Origin of the sequence: Virgisporangium aurantiacum (assembly GCF_016863635.1) — a bacterium.
Taxonomy (GTDB): Bacteria; Actinomycetota; Actinomycetes; order Mycobacteriales; family Micromonosporaceae; genus Virgisporangium; species Virgisporangium aurantiacum.
Window position 1 is genome coordinate 1 of record NZ_BOPG01000089.1, and the last position, 15,269, is coordinate 15,269.

Genomic DNA, 15,269 nt, shown 5'->3' on the forward strand with positions numbered 1-15,269 from the left:
AGGGATGCCGTACGGCCGACGCGGTATGGCGCCGGCTAGCGGAGCGCCAACTCCGCCGAGAGCCCGTTCGAGCAGTCGTTGCCGGGACGCCGAGAGAGCCGGTCGACTCCCGTCGCTGCGCGGACCGCTCGCGGTGGCGTCGCTCACGACACCCCACCGGGGCGGAGGTGGAAGATCACTGTGGCGGCGGGGATCGTCGCCTGGTGCTCGGCGACGCAGTCCCATCCACTGTCCTCGAACACGCCGCGCCACTCGGCGATGGTGGGCAGGTACTGGCCCATGGCCGCATGCGTGAGCTCGAACCCGAGACTGAAGATCTGGTCGGTCGCCGACGGCACCGCCGCGCAGCGGTGGGTATCACACAGCAGCAGGTGCTCGGCCTGCGGGAAGGCGGCCCGGATCCGGCGGAGGGTGCGGACGCACCGGTCCCGGGGCCAGAAGTCGTGGCCCAGGAAGAAACAGGTTACGAGCTGCACGCCGGTGAAGTCCGGGCGGCGGCGGAGCGTGGACACGTCGGCCTCCACCAACGTGATCCGCGACGCGAGACCGGCGGCGGTCACCGCGGTCGCGGCCACATCGAGTGCCGCCGGTGCGACGTCGACGCCCACGCCGCGGAGTTCGGGCCGCTGCCGCGCCATGGTGATGAGCCGCTGGGCGGATCCACAGCCGAGATCGGCGCAGACATCAAAGGTCAACGACTCGATGACCGATCGGAAGAGGCCGTCCACGTTCACCGCGCTCATGTCGGCGGATGCGATGCTGACCGCCCGGACGTCCCGGCGCGCCACGTCGCCGCCGCGGCCGGCCAGACGCGCGGTGGTGGGAAGGTTGGTCAGAATTTCGCCGTAGCCGCCGATCAGCCAGTAGAAGAACCCTTTGAGCCGACTGATCTCCGCGAAGCACGGCCCCGGCAGCACCTTCTCGCGACCGTCGTCCAACTCGACGATCCGGAAGCTCGCCAGCGCCACGAGAATCGCTTCCAATGTCGGGCGGTGCAGAGCGTTGGCCAGAGCGAACGCGCGAACCTCGAGGTGACCGTCGCGCTCCAGACGGCCGAACACTCCGAGTTGATGGGCCGCGTTGATCGCGGCGGCGGTCACCGCCGAGTTGAAGATGGCAGCGCCGGACATGACGCCGTCAGAAGTCGGTTCATGCGTCGCCATGTCGTCCCCTCCCCGCGTGAGGTGGCTAGCCCGGTTCCGCGGCCCGCCCTGTACCGTCCATCACCTCGCGCAGCGTTCGCGGACGCATGTCGGTCCACACCTCGTCGACGTAGGCCATGCACTGCGGCCTCGTGCCCTGCTTGCCGGTCTCCCACCAGCCACCCGGCGTGTCGAACGACGCCGGCCACAGCGAGTACTGGCCCTCGTCGTTGATGAGCACCTTGAACCGGCGAGCGCCGTCCTCGTCGTCGAAAACGCTCATGCGGTTACCACCGCAGCTCTTTCTGGACCAGCAGATGCTCGCCCTTGACACCTCGCGCGGTGCACGCCTCGAGGAACTCGGCCACCTGCTTCAACTGGTAGGACTGGGGCGTGTAGCTCGTGGCCATGATGTGCTGAACCCACTCCTCCTCCCCCATGGCGTACACGTACGCCTCGTTGACGCCCAGCTTCTCCACGATTCCCATCGCCTGCTCGGCGTTGGAGCCGGACAGCTTCCGGGTGATGCTCATCTTGCGGCTCACCGGCTGGGTGAACAGCGCCCCGTACAACCAGGTCAACGGGGCACCGTCACACTCCATGCCGAGGAACGCGATGTCGGTGGGTCCTACGGCGTCACGGACCCGGCCGTACAGCTCCGGCTCGATGCCCGACGAGTCGGCGTCGACGAAAACGGCCCGACCGCCGATGCGGATCCAGTACGTCGACTTGGCCCGGATGTCGAGATCGGAGTGCTCGCCGAGGAAGGGGCAGGCGATGATCTCGCCGCCGTCCAGCGGCAGCCGGTCGAAGTCGTCGACCTCGCGCACGGCGAAGCCCATGTGCTCGAGGTAGAGCCGCAGCGACGGGTCCTGTAGCTGGCCACCGCCGTTCTTCGGCACCACCACCACGTCGGCCCGACCACGCAGCTGCAGCAGCGACTCCAGCACGGCATGGTCCTGGTGGCCATGGGTGATGAGAACGTAGTCGAAGCGGTCGGGCAGATCGACGTAGGTGTAGTGGTCGCCGGCGGCGTGGTTGGCGTTGATGAAGGGGTCGACGATGATCGACGCGGTCGGGCTCTGCAGCACGAGGCAGGCGTGTCCGAAGTAGCGGATCCGCGCACCGGTCGACACGTGCCGGTCGTCGGGAATCGTCGGTTCTTCGGTCAGGAACGTCCGCAGGGTCGTCGCATCGCTGTCGTCGTCGATCTCCAGCGCCTCCCGGATGCGACTGAACGGCTGCGGCGTGAGCCGCGTGGCGAACAGTGTGTCGATGCCCGGGTGTCGTAGCGGGAGGGGCAGTTGGACGTGACCCGGTGCGGGAAGGCGCGGGGTGCTGAGGATGAACGGGCGCTCGGTGCCGTCGTCGAGCGACAGGTCGATCGACTGGCGCTCCTCCCGGTGGTACCGGCTGCGGTAGAGAAGTGGCTCCAGGAAACGCATCGACGGGTGATGGTTGATGTCGTAGGCGAGCTCGATGAAACCGCGAAGCGCGGCGGGCACCTGCTGGTAAAGCCCGGTGAGTTCGTAGCCGGTCGCCTGTGCCCGGAGCAGTTCGTCGGTCTGCTTGATCGCCGCCGCGAGCTCCACCAGCGCGGCGCTGCCGCTGACGATCCGGTCGCGGAGCCCCCTGATCTCCTCCGTCCGCTTGCCGCCGTAGTTGACGAAGAAGCCGCCCTTCATCTTCGGATTCGCGACGGCGGCGGCGTGTACCTGAGGCTGTTGCACATACGAGTCGAGCATCGACAGGTGCAGATTGGCTAGGTTCATGGCGGCCGGTGCCGGCGGCACGAGATGAAGCCACGCGTAGAACTGGTCGACCAGGCCTTCCACGATCAGGTTGGGCTTGGCGAACAGGATGTCGTCGCTAGGCATCGGGGTCCTCCGTTCGTGCGGGGCCCTTCGCGACCATACCGCCGCGGCTACCTCGATACAACAGGTTATCCGGATCTGTCAGGGCCGTTACGAGGGGCTTCGAGGCTGTGTCAACGGGACTCGGGGCAGTCGCCGGATGGGTGGTGGGGCGGGCCGCCCAGCGCGTGCGACGTCGGAGATCAGATCGGCGACGGCGCCAACGGTCGGATGCTCGAACAGTTCACCCACGGTCAACCGCACGCCGAACTCGTCGCAGATCCGGGCAGCGAGTTGACTCGCGCGCACGGAATCACCGCCCAGGTCGAAGAAGTTGTCATTCGGACCCGGCTCGGTGCCCAGTACCTGGCTCCACAGCGCGCGCACGACACGCTCGCGATCGGGCTCCGATGCCTTCGCGGACGAGGACCGGTCGGGCAACTCGTCGGTCGTGGCGTCGGTTGGCGTCGCGTCCACGGAACCGAAGCGGTCGCGCAACTCGCGTTTCAGCGGCTTCCCGTTCCGGTTTCTCGGTATCGCCTCGACGGCGAAGACGAGCCGGGGGACCTTGTGTCGGGAGAGCCGATCGGCGACGAAGGCGCGCACCTGCTCCACGGTGGCCCCACCGTCGTTGAGCACCACAGCGGCGGCTACCTCCTCGCCGTGGATCCGGTGCGGCAGGCCGAACACGACGGCCTCGCTCACCGCCGGATGCTGGAACAGCACGTCTTCGATCTCGACCGACGAGATGGACTGGCCGGCGGAGATGATCACGTCTTTGAGCCGGTCGACGAGCGTGAGGTGGCCGTGTTCGTCCAGGCGCCCGGCATCACCGGTGCGGGTCCAGCCGTCACCGAACACCGCGTCCGTGGCCGACGGGTCCCGGTAGTAGCTATGTGGACCGAGCCCCGCCCAGCGCAGGCGGATCTCACCGATCTCTCCCCGCGACACCTCCCGGCCGTCGCTCCCGGTGATTCTGACTTCGGTCGCGCCACGGGGACGGCCAACCGCGGCGTTCGGCCCGTCGCCGCACACGGCGTAGGTGCCGACATGCCGGGCCTCGCTGAGCTCGTACATGTTGACCAGCGTCGCGGCGGGGAATGCGCGGGCCAGGTCGGGTACCGCGCTGGCCGGCAGCGGGGCGCAGCCGAACACCACCGTTTGCACACCGGACAGGTCGTGCCGCTCGTGCGCGCCGATGTCCAGGATGGTCAGGGCCATAGTGGGCACGAGCTGCACGACGGCCACGCGGTGTTCGGCGAGGAGCGTGCAGAAGCGTTCGGCGTCGAAGACCGGCAGCGCCAGGGTCGTCATGCCCAGGGGTCCCAGCGGTTCCAGCAGGCGTAGCTGCCCGGCCGCGGACCCGATCGAGTTGGCGTGCAGGTACGTCCGGCCCGCACTCGCCGCCCACCGCTCCGGGTACCAGTGCGGTGCCTCAACCAGCGGACGGACGGAGTGCTGGTGGGTACTGGCGACACCCTTCGGCCGGCCGGTGGTGCCGGACGTGTAGAGCACCTCGCAGATGTCGCCCGGTCGGACGGAACCGGGTACCGGGCCGAGGACACCGTCATCGACAAGGTCGGCGACGGAGGCCACCCAGCCGGAAACGCCGGAGACGGTCCGCCTGCCGGCGTGAACGAGCCCGACCGGCGTGCAGTGGTCAAGGGCCAGAGCGAGTTCCGGCTCCGTCATCCGTCCCGACAGCGGCACCGCGATTCCGCCGACCTTGAGCACACCCAGGTAGGCGACGGCATACTCGATCCACTCGCGGTTGTCGAAGAGCAGAGCGGCGGCGTCACCGGGTCGCAGGCCCCGCCCGAGCAGGCCGTGCGCAACGGCGTTCGACCGTTCCTCCCAGCCGCGGTAGGTCAACGTCCCACCGCCGTCGACGGCGAGAGCGACGCGGTCAGGGTCGGTTCGTACCCACCGGCGCAACAGGTCGGGAACGGTGTGGATCGATTCCATCGGTACGGTCCCCCTCAACCGGTGGTCGCGACGGATGGCTGCCGCAGCAGCGCGCCAGCCGCATCCAGCTCGATGTCCTCGACGGCCCCGTCGGCGACTAGAAAATCCGCGAGGCACCGCGCGGTCCAGGCGGGCTCGGGTACGCCCACTTCCGCAGGCGGACTCGATGCGATCGCCCGGGCGGCGTCCAGTTCGTCCGGACGCAGCGAAACGCGACGCCCGCCCGTGTAGTCGACGGCCAACGACGCCATTCCGTCGGCGTTGAAGTTCTCCACGATCGCGGCGACCCGGTGCTCGCTCATCAATGCCTGCCGAGCCACCGCAGCGATGCTCCAGCCCGAACCGCTCCACAGGACGATCTGCGCGCGCTGCCAGGTGATCACCGATCGGGCACCGTCCTCGACCAGCGACCACAGGTGCTGTACTTCTTCCCCGCGCAACTGACGCACGCCCGGCGTCGGCCCCGGTCCCCGCCGGCGGTCCGGCAGCCGTCGACCGACCCGCCGCCGGCCCACGGTCGGATAGGCCAGCCAGCGTTGTGACCGGTGGTGCCACTCGACGTTCGCCGGCGGCGACGACCGGTCGAAGCCCGACAGGTCGACGGCGAGCAGACCGGCGTAGGCGTGCTCCGGCAGATCGCCCGGCAGCAACACGTTGAGCCCTCCGTGCGAGTCCTCCAGCCGCAGGCCGTGCGGACGGCCCCACCGACGGGCGTCGGCCCGCATGCCGAGCAGGCTCAGCGCCAGTCTGCGGAACACCGTCACACCGTCGCCCGTGCGCACCGCGAAGGTGTCCAGGAACTCGACGAGCGGGACGTTGACCACGATGAGGAACGCCGACGACGGCGGCGGTCCGCCGTAGGAGTGCCCTTCGGCTGCGGCGTCCATTCCGAGCTGGTCGAAGAGCGCCTCGATGTCGGCGATCTCCCCGTCCGACGGGCCGGTATCCAGCAGCACGCGTACCTGCAGTCGACTCACCCGCGTTCCCCCGGCACCTGGATCAGATTCCCGAACGGTTCAGACCCGGACCGGCCAACTGCTGTTCGGTCGGTTCGGCGCAGCAGTACCACGGCTCCGTCGCGTGAGGCGCCGGCGACGGATCCCCGAACAGCGACGCGGGCACCGGCACCGGGTCGGCGTCGAGCGTGGCGTGCGTGAGCGTCCATATCGATCTGAAGACCTCCCGTCGGTTGCGCCCCGCGGCTGCGCCGTCCTCCACGGCGGAACGCACCGCCTGGTACAGGTCATCGACCCGCCGGTCCGGGTGGTGCCACGGATAGCACAACGCGGCCTGGTCGAACGGGTCCAACAGCGCACGGACCCCGGCCAGCTCCAGCAGGCGGGATCCCGCGGGTACAAGCAGGCGGATCGCCAATTGGATCGACGCCACGTTGTCGACGAGGTCGAGCTCCACGAGCAGCCGCAGCAGGTCCGCGTAGCTGTCCAGCGTGGTCCACGGCGAGAACGTGACGAAGGTGGGATTGAGAGTCAGTCCGACTCTCCGGAACTCCGTAACCACCTCGACGAAGTCGGCGCGGGAGTGGTTCTTCTCGTAGATCTGGAGTGTGGCGTCGTCGACCGCCTCGACAGCGGTGGTGACGTAAAGGCAACCGGTGTCGCGCAGCAGGGGCAGCAGGCGACGGTGGGCTAGGAGGTGCTCCACCTTGATCGTGACGTCGTAGGACACCCCGGGGTGCTCGGCGTGCAGCGCTCGGACGATGGTCTCGGAGTGTCGCGGGGCGTTGAAGAAGTCCGGGTCCCCGAAGGTGATGTGGGCGGCGCCGGCGGCAACCTGCCGGCGAACGTCTTCCATGACCACGTCGCGCTGGACGACCCGGAGCCGTCCGCCGTAGACCGGGACGACGGGGCAGTGTCGGCACAGGTGCAGACAGCCCCGCGACGCCTCCGTGCTGCCGGCCATGAGCAGTGTGCCGTCGGCCGTGACGACGTGTGCGTAGCGGTCCGGGGTCGGCAGGCCGTGCCGGTCCGGCACCAGGAACTGCTGGCGGGACAGCGAGATCACCGGCTCCGCCTGTTCAGGTCCGTCGCCGGTGGCCAGCCGGCGGACGAGGGACAGCAGCCCTTCCTCGACCTCGCCACCGAGGACCGTGCCGACGCCCAGGCTTCGCAGGTATCCCTCGTTGACCGGTGCGTACAGGCCGAAGAAGCACAGGTGCGCGGCGGGGTTGATCGCGCGGACCACCGGCAGTTGCGCGACCGCGATCCGCGTGGCCGTGTGCATCGGGACGTAGAAGGCCACCAGATCGGCGGCGGCGACGAGCCCTTCGTCGATCTGCTGGATCGCCAGGTCCAGGCAGTCGACCTCGAACCCGGCCGTACGCAGCCAGGCCGCCGGGGAGGCCAGCCCGAACGGCTGGCGGCCAATCTCATATGTGGAGATCAGTAACACACGCAAGGCTTCGTCAACCTTCCCGCCACGGGAGTCGTCCGCTGCCGATCCGGGCACGTGGCTACCCGGTGACCTGACCGGTCAGCCGATGATCTGGCTCGTCAGGGCGGTGCGGGCGGTGCGGGACTTGCGAAGGTCTCGGGTCGCACAGACCCGCTTGAGCCAGCGGTCGGAGCCGTCGAACCGGGCGGAGAAGGGCCTTCTGCCGTGGACCACCTTGAGGTTGTCCAGGAAGCAGAAGTCACCGGTGGTCAGGACGACGTCGGTCAGGCAGCGTTCCATGGCCGTCTCCAGGGCGTGGAGGGCCTGGGCCGCGCGCTCGTCACCGTCGGGGACGTCCATGAAGTAGGGATCGGCCCGGATGTACGGCCGGTCGGCCGCGCCGAACAGCACCGCAACCGGTGGTGGCGCGGCGTTCAGCGCCTCGATGTGGCTGAAGTCGGTCCCGCCGGATGCGGTGTTGTTCTTGGTCAGATGCGACTCGTCGGGCCGGATGATGAAGCGTTCCTGGAACAGCACCTCGCGGTCTGCCTCGTCGAGTTCGAGATCGTCGACGTTACCGACCGTGGTTGCCGCTCCGTTGGGGTTACGCAGGCAGGCCAGCACGACGTAGTCGCCGCGGTACGGGTGGAACGCATCCTCGGTGTGCCAGGTGAGCAGGGTCTTGCTGCCCGAACCGAGTTGCTCGTTCTCGTGGGCCCGGATGGGCAGCACGTCATGCACGAGCCGGCCGTCCTGCTGCGTCGCCCAGCCGAAGACGTCGCCCAACAGGGAGGTGTAGAGGACGAGGAGGATCTCGTACCTCAGGCTCGACGACGGATCCGGGATCGCGTTCCAGTGGTGCGGAGTGGCGCCGAGTGCCGCGTCGTCGATGACGTGTCCGCCGATCATGCAGCTGCCGATCTCGGCCCGGCGGAAATGGTTGAGGAACGAACGGATCCGCGGCGGAAGGTCGTGGGCGAGTACCGGCGCGGCAATAAGGAAGTCCGGGTCGTCGACCCGGCCGTAGCGCTCACCGATCGAGTCGGCAAGCTCGTAGGCATGGTGCAGTTCTGCGCTGTTCAGGCGAAGCTGCTCCATGGGCCACTCCTCGCTAGCGGTCTAGCCTATCGGTGGTTGGCGGCTGATACAACAGGTTTTCGTGGACTGTCAGCGAACGTGTACGGTCGGCCGGCAACCGGCCCGCAGCCGCGTGCCGCGGGCCTCGTTGTCGCATAGCATCTGAACATGACCGTGGTAACGACCGAAGACGCCGCGAACGCTGACGTCGCGTTAACCGACGCCGCGAACGCGCGCCTGTTCCGTGTGCTGGGTGACTCGACGAGACTGGCCATCGTCCGTCTGCTGCTCACAGGACCGCAGACGGTCGGCGAGGTCGTCGCAGCGCTCGGCGTTCCCCAGAGCCGCGTCTCCAATCACCTGGCGTGCCTGCGGTGGTGCCAGTTCGTCACCACCGAGCGGCGCGGCAGGCAGGTGATCTACTCCATCAAGGACCTCCGACTGCGTAAGCTACTCGACCTCGCCGGACGGTTGTCCAGTGAAAACCGGGACCACCTGGCGACCTGCGGACGTATCGGCCCGGACTGGGCCTAGCCGTCCTTGCTCGGCCCCCGCCGAGCACGCGCCCTCCTGAAAGTCGTCCGTCGTGGATGCGCCGTCGTCGTCCGCTCGCGCGAGCGCCTGTCCACGGACGTCGCCGAGCAGTTCGACCAGCAGGTCGACGTCCTCGGCGGTCGTGGCGTAGTTCGTGATGGCTGCCCGCAGCACGGGCCGGCCGGCGAGTGTCGCGACGAAGATCTTTGCCTGGCCCGACCGGCTCACGCCTCGTGCCACCGTCCGGAGAAAGCGATGGCGCTCCTCCGGCTCGTCTGGTCCATCGACAAAGCAGACGACGGGAAGCCTGGTGTCGTTCACCACGGCCCAACCGTCCGCCATCAGGCCGCCGCGCAGGCGTTCACCCAGCCACACCTGCTGCCGCAGCGCCGACTCGTAGCCGCTCCAGCCGGCCACCGCCAGCGACAGCAGGAGCTTCAAGCTCCCGAAGCTGCGCGACCATCGGATGGAGCGCGTGCACGGATCGGGGGCGGGCGCGTCGTCTCCGTCGGCCACAAAACCGTCCACCCCGAGACCGAACACCCGCTCGAGCAGCCCGCGCCGACGGGTGAGGAACAGGCCGCACCCCAACGGAACCGACATCCACTTGTGGGGATCAAACGTTATCGAGTCGGACCGCTCGACTCCGGCGAACTCGGCGCGCAGCTCGGGCACGAGCATACCCGCGCCGCCCCACGCAGCATCGGTGTGCAGCCACAAGCCGTGCCGGCCCGCCACCTCCGCGACGTCACGGATGGGGTCGACCAGGCCGGCACCAGTGGTACCCGCCGTGACCACGACGAGCAGGGGCGTGCCGCCACGGATCCGGTCCGCTGTCACCATGGCGTCCAGGGCGCGCGGGTCCATCCGGTGCCGGGAGTCGGTCGGTACCTCGCGCACCGCCGCGGCACCCAGGCCGGTCACCTGTGCGGCCTTGCGGATCGAGGGGTGGGCCCCGGACGTCTGGTATATCAACGGACGCGCGTGCGGACCGGGCAGGCCCGACTCGCGATGATCGGGGAACCGCGCCGTCAGCGCGAGCAGGACGGCGTTGAGGTTGGCCTCGGAGCCGCCACCGGTCACGACTCCGTCGGCGGCGTCGACGGGATAGCCGAAGACCCGGGCGAATGCATCCACCAGCATTCCGTCGGTTTCTACCCCCAGCGGGCTGCCGGCCCACGATGCCAGGCAGGGATTGAAGGCCGCGGCCAACGCGTCGGCCACGACGCCGATCGCGGTCGGAGCCGGATCGAACAGACCGAAGTGTCGTGGATGGCTGACGTGCGGCTGGAACCGTCGCAACCCGTCGACCACGCGATCCAGCGCAGCCGCCGGATCCATCGGCCGGTCGAAGTCGAAGCCCGCAAGAAACTGCCGCACCTCGGCCTGATCGACGGTTCGCCCGGCAGGCAATGCCTGAACCTGGCGGACGTAGGTTTCGACCGACTCGCCGAGCACCGACCACAACTGGCCTCGGGCGGCGCCATCGAGCCGGAACGGATCCACGCCGCGCCGGACCGCGGCAGTCTTTTCCCCCCGTGGCGACATACCACGCCTTCCCCATGCCGGACGCGGGCTACCGCTCCTGGTGTAGAGGCGACCAGGACGGGCCCACCGTCCTTGATTGATTGATGGGCGGCTCAACTCACGATAGCCATGGGGCGTTCCGCTTTCAACAGGAAGTGCTGATTTATCGCCGGGCCGGCGCTACCCTGAGCGCAACCTAGGGAGCCGTCCGAGGGAGGCTAAGTGAACGCTGTCGCGCTGGATCGCCGGCAGCTCAACGCCGTTGGCGTCGCCCCGGGTCTCCATCGCTCGCCAGGGTCACTCGACCCACCCGTGCGCCCTGGCGAAGCCGGCCAGAGCCTTGCGGATGTCGACGATCTGGCCGGCTGTCAAGGTCGGTCCGGCGTTGACGAGCAGCTCGGTTACCTCCGCGACGAACTCCTTCTCGGAGAGCACGTCGAACTCGTCGTCGACCTCCGGCGTCGGCGGTGCCGGCACCACCTGAGGCGCCCGCACTACGGGGGTTGCGGCCCCGTTCGACCCGTCGTCGGCCAACACCCGCACGTCGAAGGCCTTCAGCCCCCGCCCGCCGTCGACGATCTGGAACCTGACCCGGGTTCCGACGGCGACCGCGTGGCCGTCTGCCTCCAGATCGTTGGTGTGGACGAACACATCGTCGCCACCTCCGTCAGGCGCGATGAACCCATAGCCGCGCCCGCGGTCGAACCGCACCACCCTGCCCGTCGTCACGTCCATCGTCCCACCCACCAAAGAGAACCGAACCAACCAAGAGCGCCGTGCGGGCGCGTCAGACCACGCTACTGCGCGTCGGCCCGGCCGACGACCATGAGACAGAAGGAAACGTGATGACAACGGCCAGCTCCATACTGAAGACCCATCCTGACGATCTCGGTGGCGTGGACCGCGCGCTGCTTGCCAGCTGCATCGAGGCCTGCTTCGACTGTGCCCAGGCGTGCACCACGTGCGCCGACGCCTGCCTGGGCGAGGGCGATGTCGCCAACCTGATCGCGTGCGTGCGCGCCAACCTCGACTGCGCCGACGTCTGCGGCGCCACCGGGCGGGTGCTCTCACGAAGTGCCGGATACGACACGGACGTTGCCCGCGCGATGCTGCAGGCCTGTGTCAGTGCCTGCCGGGCGTGCGGCGACGAATGCGCCGACTCCGCCGGGCTGCCGGCGCACAGCAGGGTATGTGCCGAGGTGTGCCGCCGCTGCGAGGAGGCGTGCGCAGCGCTGCTGAGCGCTCTCGCATGAGTTCCCGTCTGTAGGAGGTCGACGGCGTCCGCGTGTCGACCGCGCGGGCGCCGATATCGACCAGCCTCTTGTCACAGCCGCGGAAGGAGAGGACGCTGTGACATCAGTTGCCACAGGAAAACCTGATGGGTTTGGAGATCATGCGTACGACCTCCTTTGACTTCGAGAACGAAGAGGCCGTGTTCAAGGTGCTCGTCAACCATGAGGAGCAGTACTCGTTCTGGCCCGCCGATCTGCCGGTTCCCGGCGGGTGGCGCGAGACCGGCCAGCAGGGCTCCAAAGACGAGTGCGACGAGTACATCCGCACAGTGTGGACCGACATGCGCCCGAAGAGCCTCCGCGAGGTGATGGACCGGTCGAGGGCCGAGGAGTCATCGGCCGACTCGCCCGCCGAACCGAACGGTCCGGGCGTACACGACGCCACCGCCGGCGCCGACGCGAACCAGTAGCGGGCGGTCGAGCCCACGTCGTCCGTCGCGCCGACGGTGCCCGGCCGGGGCGCCCACCGAGGAGCGATCATGGATGAGCGCATCAGAAGCGTGGTGGTTCTCGGCGGTGGCACGGCCGGCTGGATGACCGCCTCCTACCTCGGCAAGGCGCTGCAGAACACCGTCAGGATCACCGTCCTGGAGGCCCCGACCATTCCGAAGATCGGTGTTGGCGAGGCCACCGTGCCCAACCTTCAACGGGCCTTCTTCGACTACCTCGGGCTCGACGAGGACGAGTGGATGAGGGAGTGCAACGCCGGGTTCAAGATGGCCGTGAAGTTCATCAACTGGCGGACGCCCGGCGAGGCCAGCCAGGCGCCACGCCATCGCGACGGCCGGTCTGATCACTTCTACCACCCGTTCGGCCTGCTCCCGCAGTACGACGACATCCCGCTGTCGCACTACTGGTACCACGCCCGTGTGCGCGGGGAGTGCGACGACCCCTACGACTACGCCTGTTTCAAAGAGCCGGTGTTGATGGACGCCAAGCGGGCACCGCGGTATCGCGACGGCCGGCGCGCCACCCAGTACGCATGGCACTTCGACGCCCACCTGGTCGCCGACTTCCTCTGCCGCTTCGCCACCCAGCGCCAGGGTGTGGTGCACGTCCGCGATGAGATGCAGGAGGTTCTCCTCGACGAGCGCGGCTACATCCAGGCGTTGAAGACCAAGTCTGGTCAGGTGCTCGACGGCGACCTGTTCATCGACTGCTCCGGTTTCCGCAGCTTGTTGATCAATCAGGCGCTGGGCGAGCCGTTCATCGACATGAGCGACCACCTACTGTGTGACCGCGCGGTCGCCACCGCGCTACGCAACGACGACGCGAAGCTGGGCGTCGAGCCGTACACGTCGGCGATCGCGATGAAGGCCGGCTGGACCTGGAAGATCCCCATGCTGGGCCGATTCGGCACCGGGTACGTCTACGCCAGCCGTTTCACCACCGCCGACGACGCGACCGAGGAGTTCTGCCGGCTGTGGAACCTCGATCCGGCCGAGGCCCAGCTCAACCACGTGCGGTTCCGGGTAGGACGCAACCGGCGGGCCTGGGTGAAGAACTGCGTCGGCATCGGACTGTCGTCGTGCTTCCTCGAACCGCTGGAGTCCACCGGCATCTACTTCATCTACGCGGCCCTGTACCAGCTCCTCAAGCACTTCCCCGACCGCGGATTCAACGAGACCCTCGTCAACCGCTTCAACCGCGAGATCGAGCTGATGTTCGACGACACTCGCGACTTCATCCAGGCACACTTCTACTTCGCCCAGCGCGCCGACACACCGTTCTGGTTGGCCAACAAGGAACTTCACCTGACCGACAACATCACGGAGAAGGTGGAGATGTTCAGGGCGGGTCTGCCGGTCAACCCGCCCATCGCCGACGAGGCGACCTACTACACGAACCTCGATGCGGAGTTTCGGAACTTCTGGACCAACGGCAGCTACTACTGCATCCTCACCGGGTTGAACGTCCTGCCCGACCGGCCGTTGCCCGCGATGTCCCACAAACCGGACTCCGTCAAGCAGGGCGCGCTGCTGCTGGCCGGCGTCAAGCGGCAGCAGCAGGCTCTGCTCGATAGTTTGCCGACCAACTACGAATATCTTCGGGCGCTGCATGGCCGTTGACCGTCGGGCACTCCGCCGGAACCGGCTAACGGGCCGGGCCTTCGGCGAGATCGTCGGTGGCCATGCGCAGCTCGCTGCCTGCCACCTCCTCGATCCGCCGGGTCGCGAGCCGCAGCACAGGTGGGGCCATCACCGAGGTGACGATGGCTACTAGGACCACCATGGTGTACGTCTCCGTGTTCAGCACACCGAGACGAAGCCCCACCATCGCGACCACCACCTCGACGACTCCCCTCGCGTTCATGCCCGCTCCCAACGCGACGGCCTCCCATCGATTCAGCCGGCTGGCCAAGGCGCCGATGAAGGCACCGGTGAACTTGCCGACGATGGCCACCAGCAGTACGACGACGGCCGCACCGAGCACGATCGGCTCAGCTAGGGCGGTCAGGTCCATGCGCAGGCCGGCTGTGGCGAAGAACAGTGGGGCGAGAACCGAGAGCACGACCGATTGCAGCGGCGCGAGCCGCTCCTTGTCGAAGGCGCTGGACGAGCCGATCAGCAGGCCGGCGACAAAGGCGCCGAAGATCGCTTCCATGCCCAACGCGTGGGTTGCGGCCGCGGCGAGAAGGACGATGACGACGGCCGTTGCGACCGTCGGACCCGGTTCGCGGGACCGCGCACTCAGCCGGAGAACCGCTCGCACCAACGGTCTCCCGACGAGTAGCGCGACCAGAACCACGCCGACCAGGTACAGCACCGACAATCCTACGCGTCCGAGGTGGACACCGATCGTCGCCATCGAGGCCACGACCGACAGCAGAAGCCAGCCAAACACGTCGTCGACCATGCCGGCGGCCAGGATGAGCTGGCCGACGTTGCGGTGCAACAGGTTCATGTCCAGCAAGGTCTTGGCGATCACGGGGATGGCACTGACGCACATGGCCACGCCGAGGAACAGAGCGAAGACCGTGCGGTCAGCCGTCGACGGCAGGAAGGAGTCCGGCAGGAGGTAGCCAGTGGCGATGCCGAGCCCGAGCGGCACGACGAACCCCGCCGCGCTCACCCGCGCGGCGGTCAGGCCACGGCGACGCACCAGCGCGAAGTCGACGTTGAGGCCGACCAGACCAACCAGCAGCAGCACGCCGAGTTGTCCGACGGCGTCGAGAAGGTGGTACTGCTCACCGTCCTTCGGCAACAGCCATTCGGCGAATGCCGGAGCCACGTTGCCGAGCACCGATGGGCCTACCAGGACGCCGGCGCACAACTCCCCGACCACTGCTGGCATACCGATCAATATCCCGAGCCGGCCGAGCACGAGGGCGAGCAGAAGCAGCAGCCCGAGTTGGAGGAGGAGCAGAAGAAGCTGATGAGAGGCCATTGGAGCGACCGGTGCGGAGAGCATCATGCGGCATCCCCCGACAAGAAGCGAACAGCGCTCCCCACAGTGTGTCCCGACAATCGGCCAACGCACGACCCGGT

14 protein-coding genes are annotated in these 15,269 nt (G+C 68.1%); 4 read left to right on the plus strand and 10 right to left on the minus strand.

Going from position 1 to position 15,269, the window contains the following annotated elements; all coding sequences use genetic code 11:
- Positions 1 to 143 precede the first annotated feature (143 nt).
- From Vau01_RS53050 to gntD, 7 genes are all read right to left on the minus strand, one after another.
- The gene (locus Vau01_RS53050; protein WP_204009187.1) at positions 144 to 1,163 is read right to left on the minus strand and encodes a class I SAM-dependent methyltransferase; all 1,020 of its coding nucleotides are present in this window, start codon (positions 1,161 to 1,163) and stop codon (positions 144 to 146) included.
- A gap of 25 nt (positions 1,164 to 1,188) precedes the next feature.
- On the minus strand, positions 1,189 to 1,425 hold the full coding sequence (locus Vau01_RS53055) for an MbtH family protein (RefSeq protein WP_204009189.1): 237 nt from the start codon (positions 1,423 to 1,425) through the stop codon (positions 1,189 to 1,191).
- Between the two features lie 4 nt (positions 1,426 to 1,429).
- Positions 1,430 to 3,019, minus strand: a complete 1,590-nt coding sequence (locus tag Vau01_RS53060; protein WP_204009192.1) for an MBL fold metallo-hydrolase — start codon at positions 3,017 to 3,019, stop codon at positions 1,430 to 1,432.
- A gap of 87 nt (positions 3,020 to 3,106) precedes the next feature.
- Positions 3,107 to 4,960, minus strand: a complete 1,854-nt coding sequence (locus Vau01_RS53065) for an AMP-binding protein (RefSeq protein ID WP_204009193.1) — start codon at positions 4,958 to 4,960, stop codon at positions 3,107 to 3,109.
- 14 nt (positions 4,961 to 4,974) lie between these two features.
- On the minus strand, positions 4,975 to 5,937 hold the full coding sequence (locus Vau01_RS53070) for a COG3415 family protein (RefSeq protein WP_204009194.1): 963 nt from the start codon (positions 5,935 to 5,937) through the stop codon (positions 4,975 to 4,977).
- A gap of 22 nt (positions 5,938 to 5,959) precedes the next feature.
- Complete coding sequence (locus Vau01_RS53075) at positions 5,960 to 7,369, minus strand: CUAEP/CCAEP-tail radical SAM (seleno)protein (RefSeq protein WP_239152724.1); 1,410 nt, start codon at positions 7,367 to 7,369, stop codon at positions 5,960 to 5,962.
- A gap of 81 nt (positions 7,370 to 7,450) precedes the next feature.
- Positions 7,451 to 8,449, minus strand: a complete 999-nt coding sequence (gntD, locus tag Vau01_RS53080; RefSeq protein ID WP_204009196.1) for a guanitoxin biosynthesis L-enduracididine beta-hydroxylase GntD — start codon at positions 8,447 to 8,449, stop codon at positions 7,451 to 7,453.
- 147 nt (positions 8,450 to 8,596) lie between these two features.
- Here gntD and Vau01_RS53085 point away from each other — a divergent pair, with 147 nt between their 5' ends.
- The gene (locus Vau01_RS53085; protein WP_204009197.1) at positions 8,597 to 8,962 is read left to right on the plus strand and encodes an ArsR/SmtB family transcription factor; all 366 of its coding nucleotides are present in this window, start codon (positions 8,597 to 8,599) and stop codon (positions 8,960 to 8,962) included.
- Here Vau01_RS53085 and Vau01_RS53090 read toward each other — a convergent pair.
- Both Vau01_RS53090 and Vau01_RS53095 read right to left on the minus strand, forming a co-directional pair.
- Complete coding sequence (locus Vau01_RS53090; protein WP_204009198.1) at positions 8,879 to 10,468, minus strand: pyridoxal phosphate-dependent decarboxylase family protein; 1,590 nt, start codon at positions 10,466 to 10,468, stop codon at positions 8,879 to 8,881. The genes Vau01_RS53085 and Vau01_RS53090 overlap by 84 nt on opposite strands.
- A 318-nt stretch (positions 10,469 to 10,786) precedes the next feature.
- Entirely contained in the window at positions 10,787 to 11,224 is a 438-nt protein-coding gene (locus Vau01_RS53095) for a cold-shock protein (RefSeq protein ID WP_204009199.1), read from the minus strand.
- A 110-nt stretch (positions 11,225 to 11,334) separates the two neighbouring features.
- On the opposite strand from Vau01_RS53095, the gene Vau01_RS53100 reads away from it, so the two are divergent.
- The 3 genes from Vau01_RS53100 to Vau01_RS53110 all read left to right on the plus strand — a co-directional run bounded on the left by Vau01_RS53100 (position 11,335) and on the right by Vau01_RS53110 (position 13,850).
- Positions 11,335 to 11,742 (plus strand): four-helix bundle copper-binding protein, encoded by a 408-nt coding sequence (locus Vau01_RS53100; protein ID WP_204009201.1) that lies wholly within the window; start codon positions 11,335 to 11,337, stop codon positions 11,740 to 11,742.
- A gap of 125 nt (positions 11,743 to 11,867) precedes the next feature.
- Positions 11,868 to 12,191, plus strand: coding sequence for an MbtH family protein (locus Vau01_RS53105; RefSeq protein WP_444546057.1), 324 nt, complete (start codon positions 11,868 to 11,870; stop codon positions 12,189 to 12,191).
- A gap of 69 nt (positions 12,192 to 12,260) precedes the next feature.
- The gene (locus tag Vau01_RS53110; protein ID WP_204009203.1) at positions 12,261 to 13,850 is read left to right on the plus strand and encodes a tryptophan halogenase family protein; all 1,590 of its coding nucleotides are present in this window, start codon (positions 12,261 to 12,263) and stop codon (positions 13,848 to 13,850) included.
- A gap of 25 nt (positions 13,851 to 13,875) precedes the next feature.
- Here the strand turns inward: Vau01_RS53110 and Vau01_RS53115 are convergent, their stop codons facing one another.
- The gene (locus Vau01_RS53115) at positions 13,876 to 15,168 is read right to left on the minus strand and encodes a cation:proton antiporter (protein WP_239152709.1); all 1,293 of its coding nucleotides are present in this window, start codon (positions 15,166 to 15,168) and stop codon (positions 13,876 to 13,878) included.
- Positions 15,169 to 15,269 lie beyond the last annotated feature (101 nt).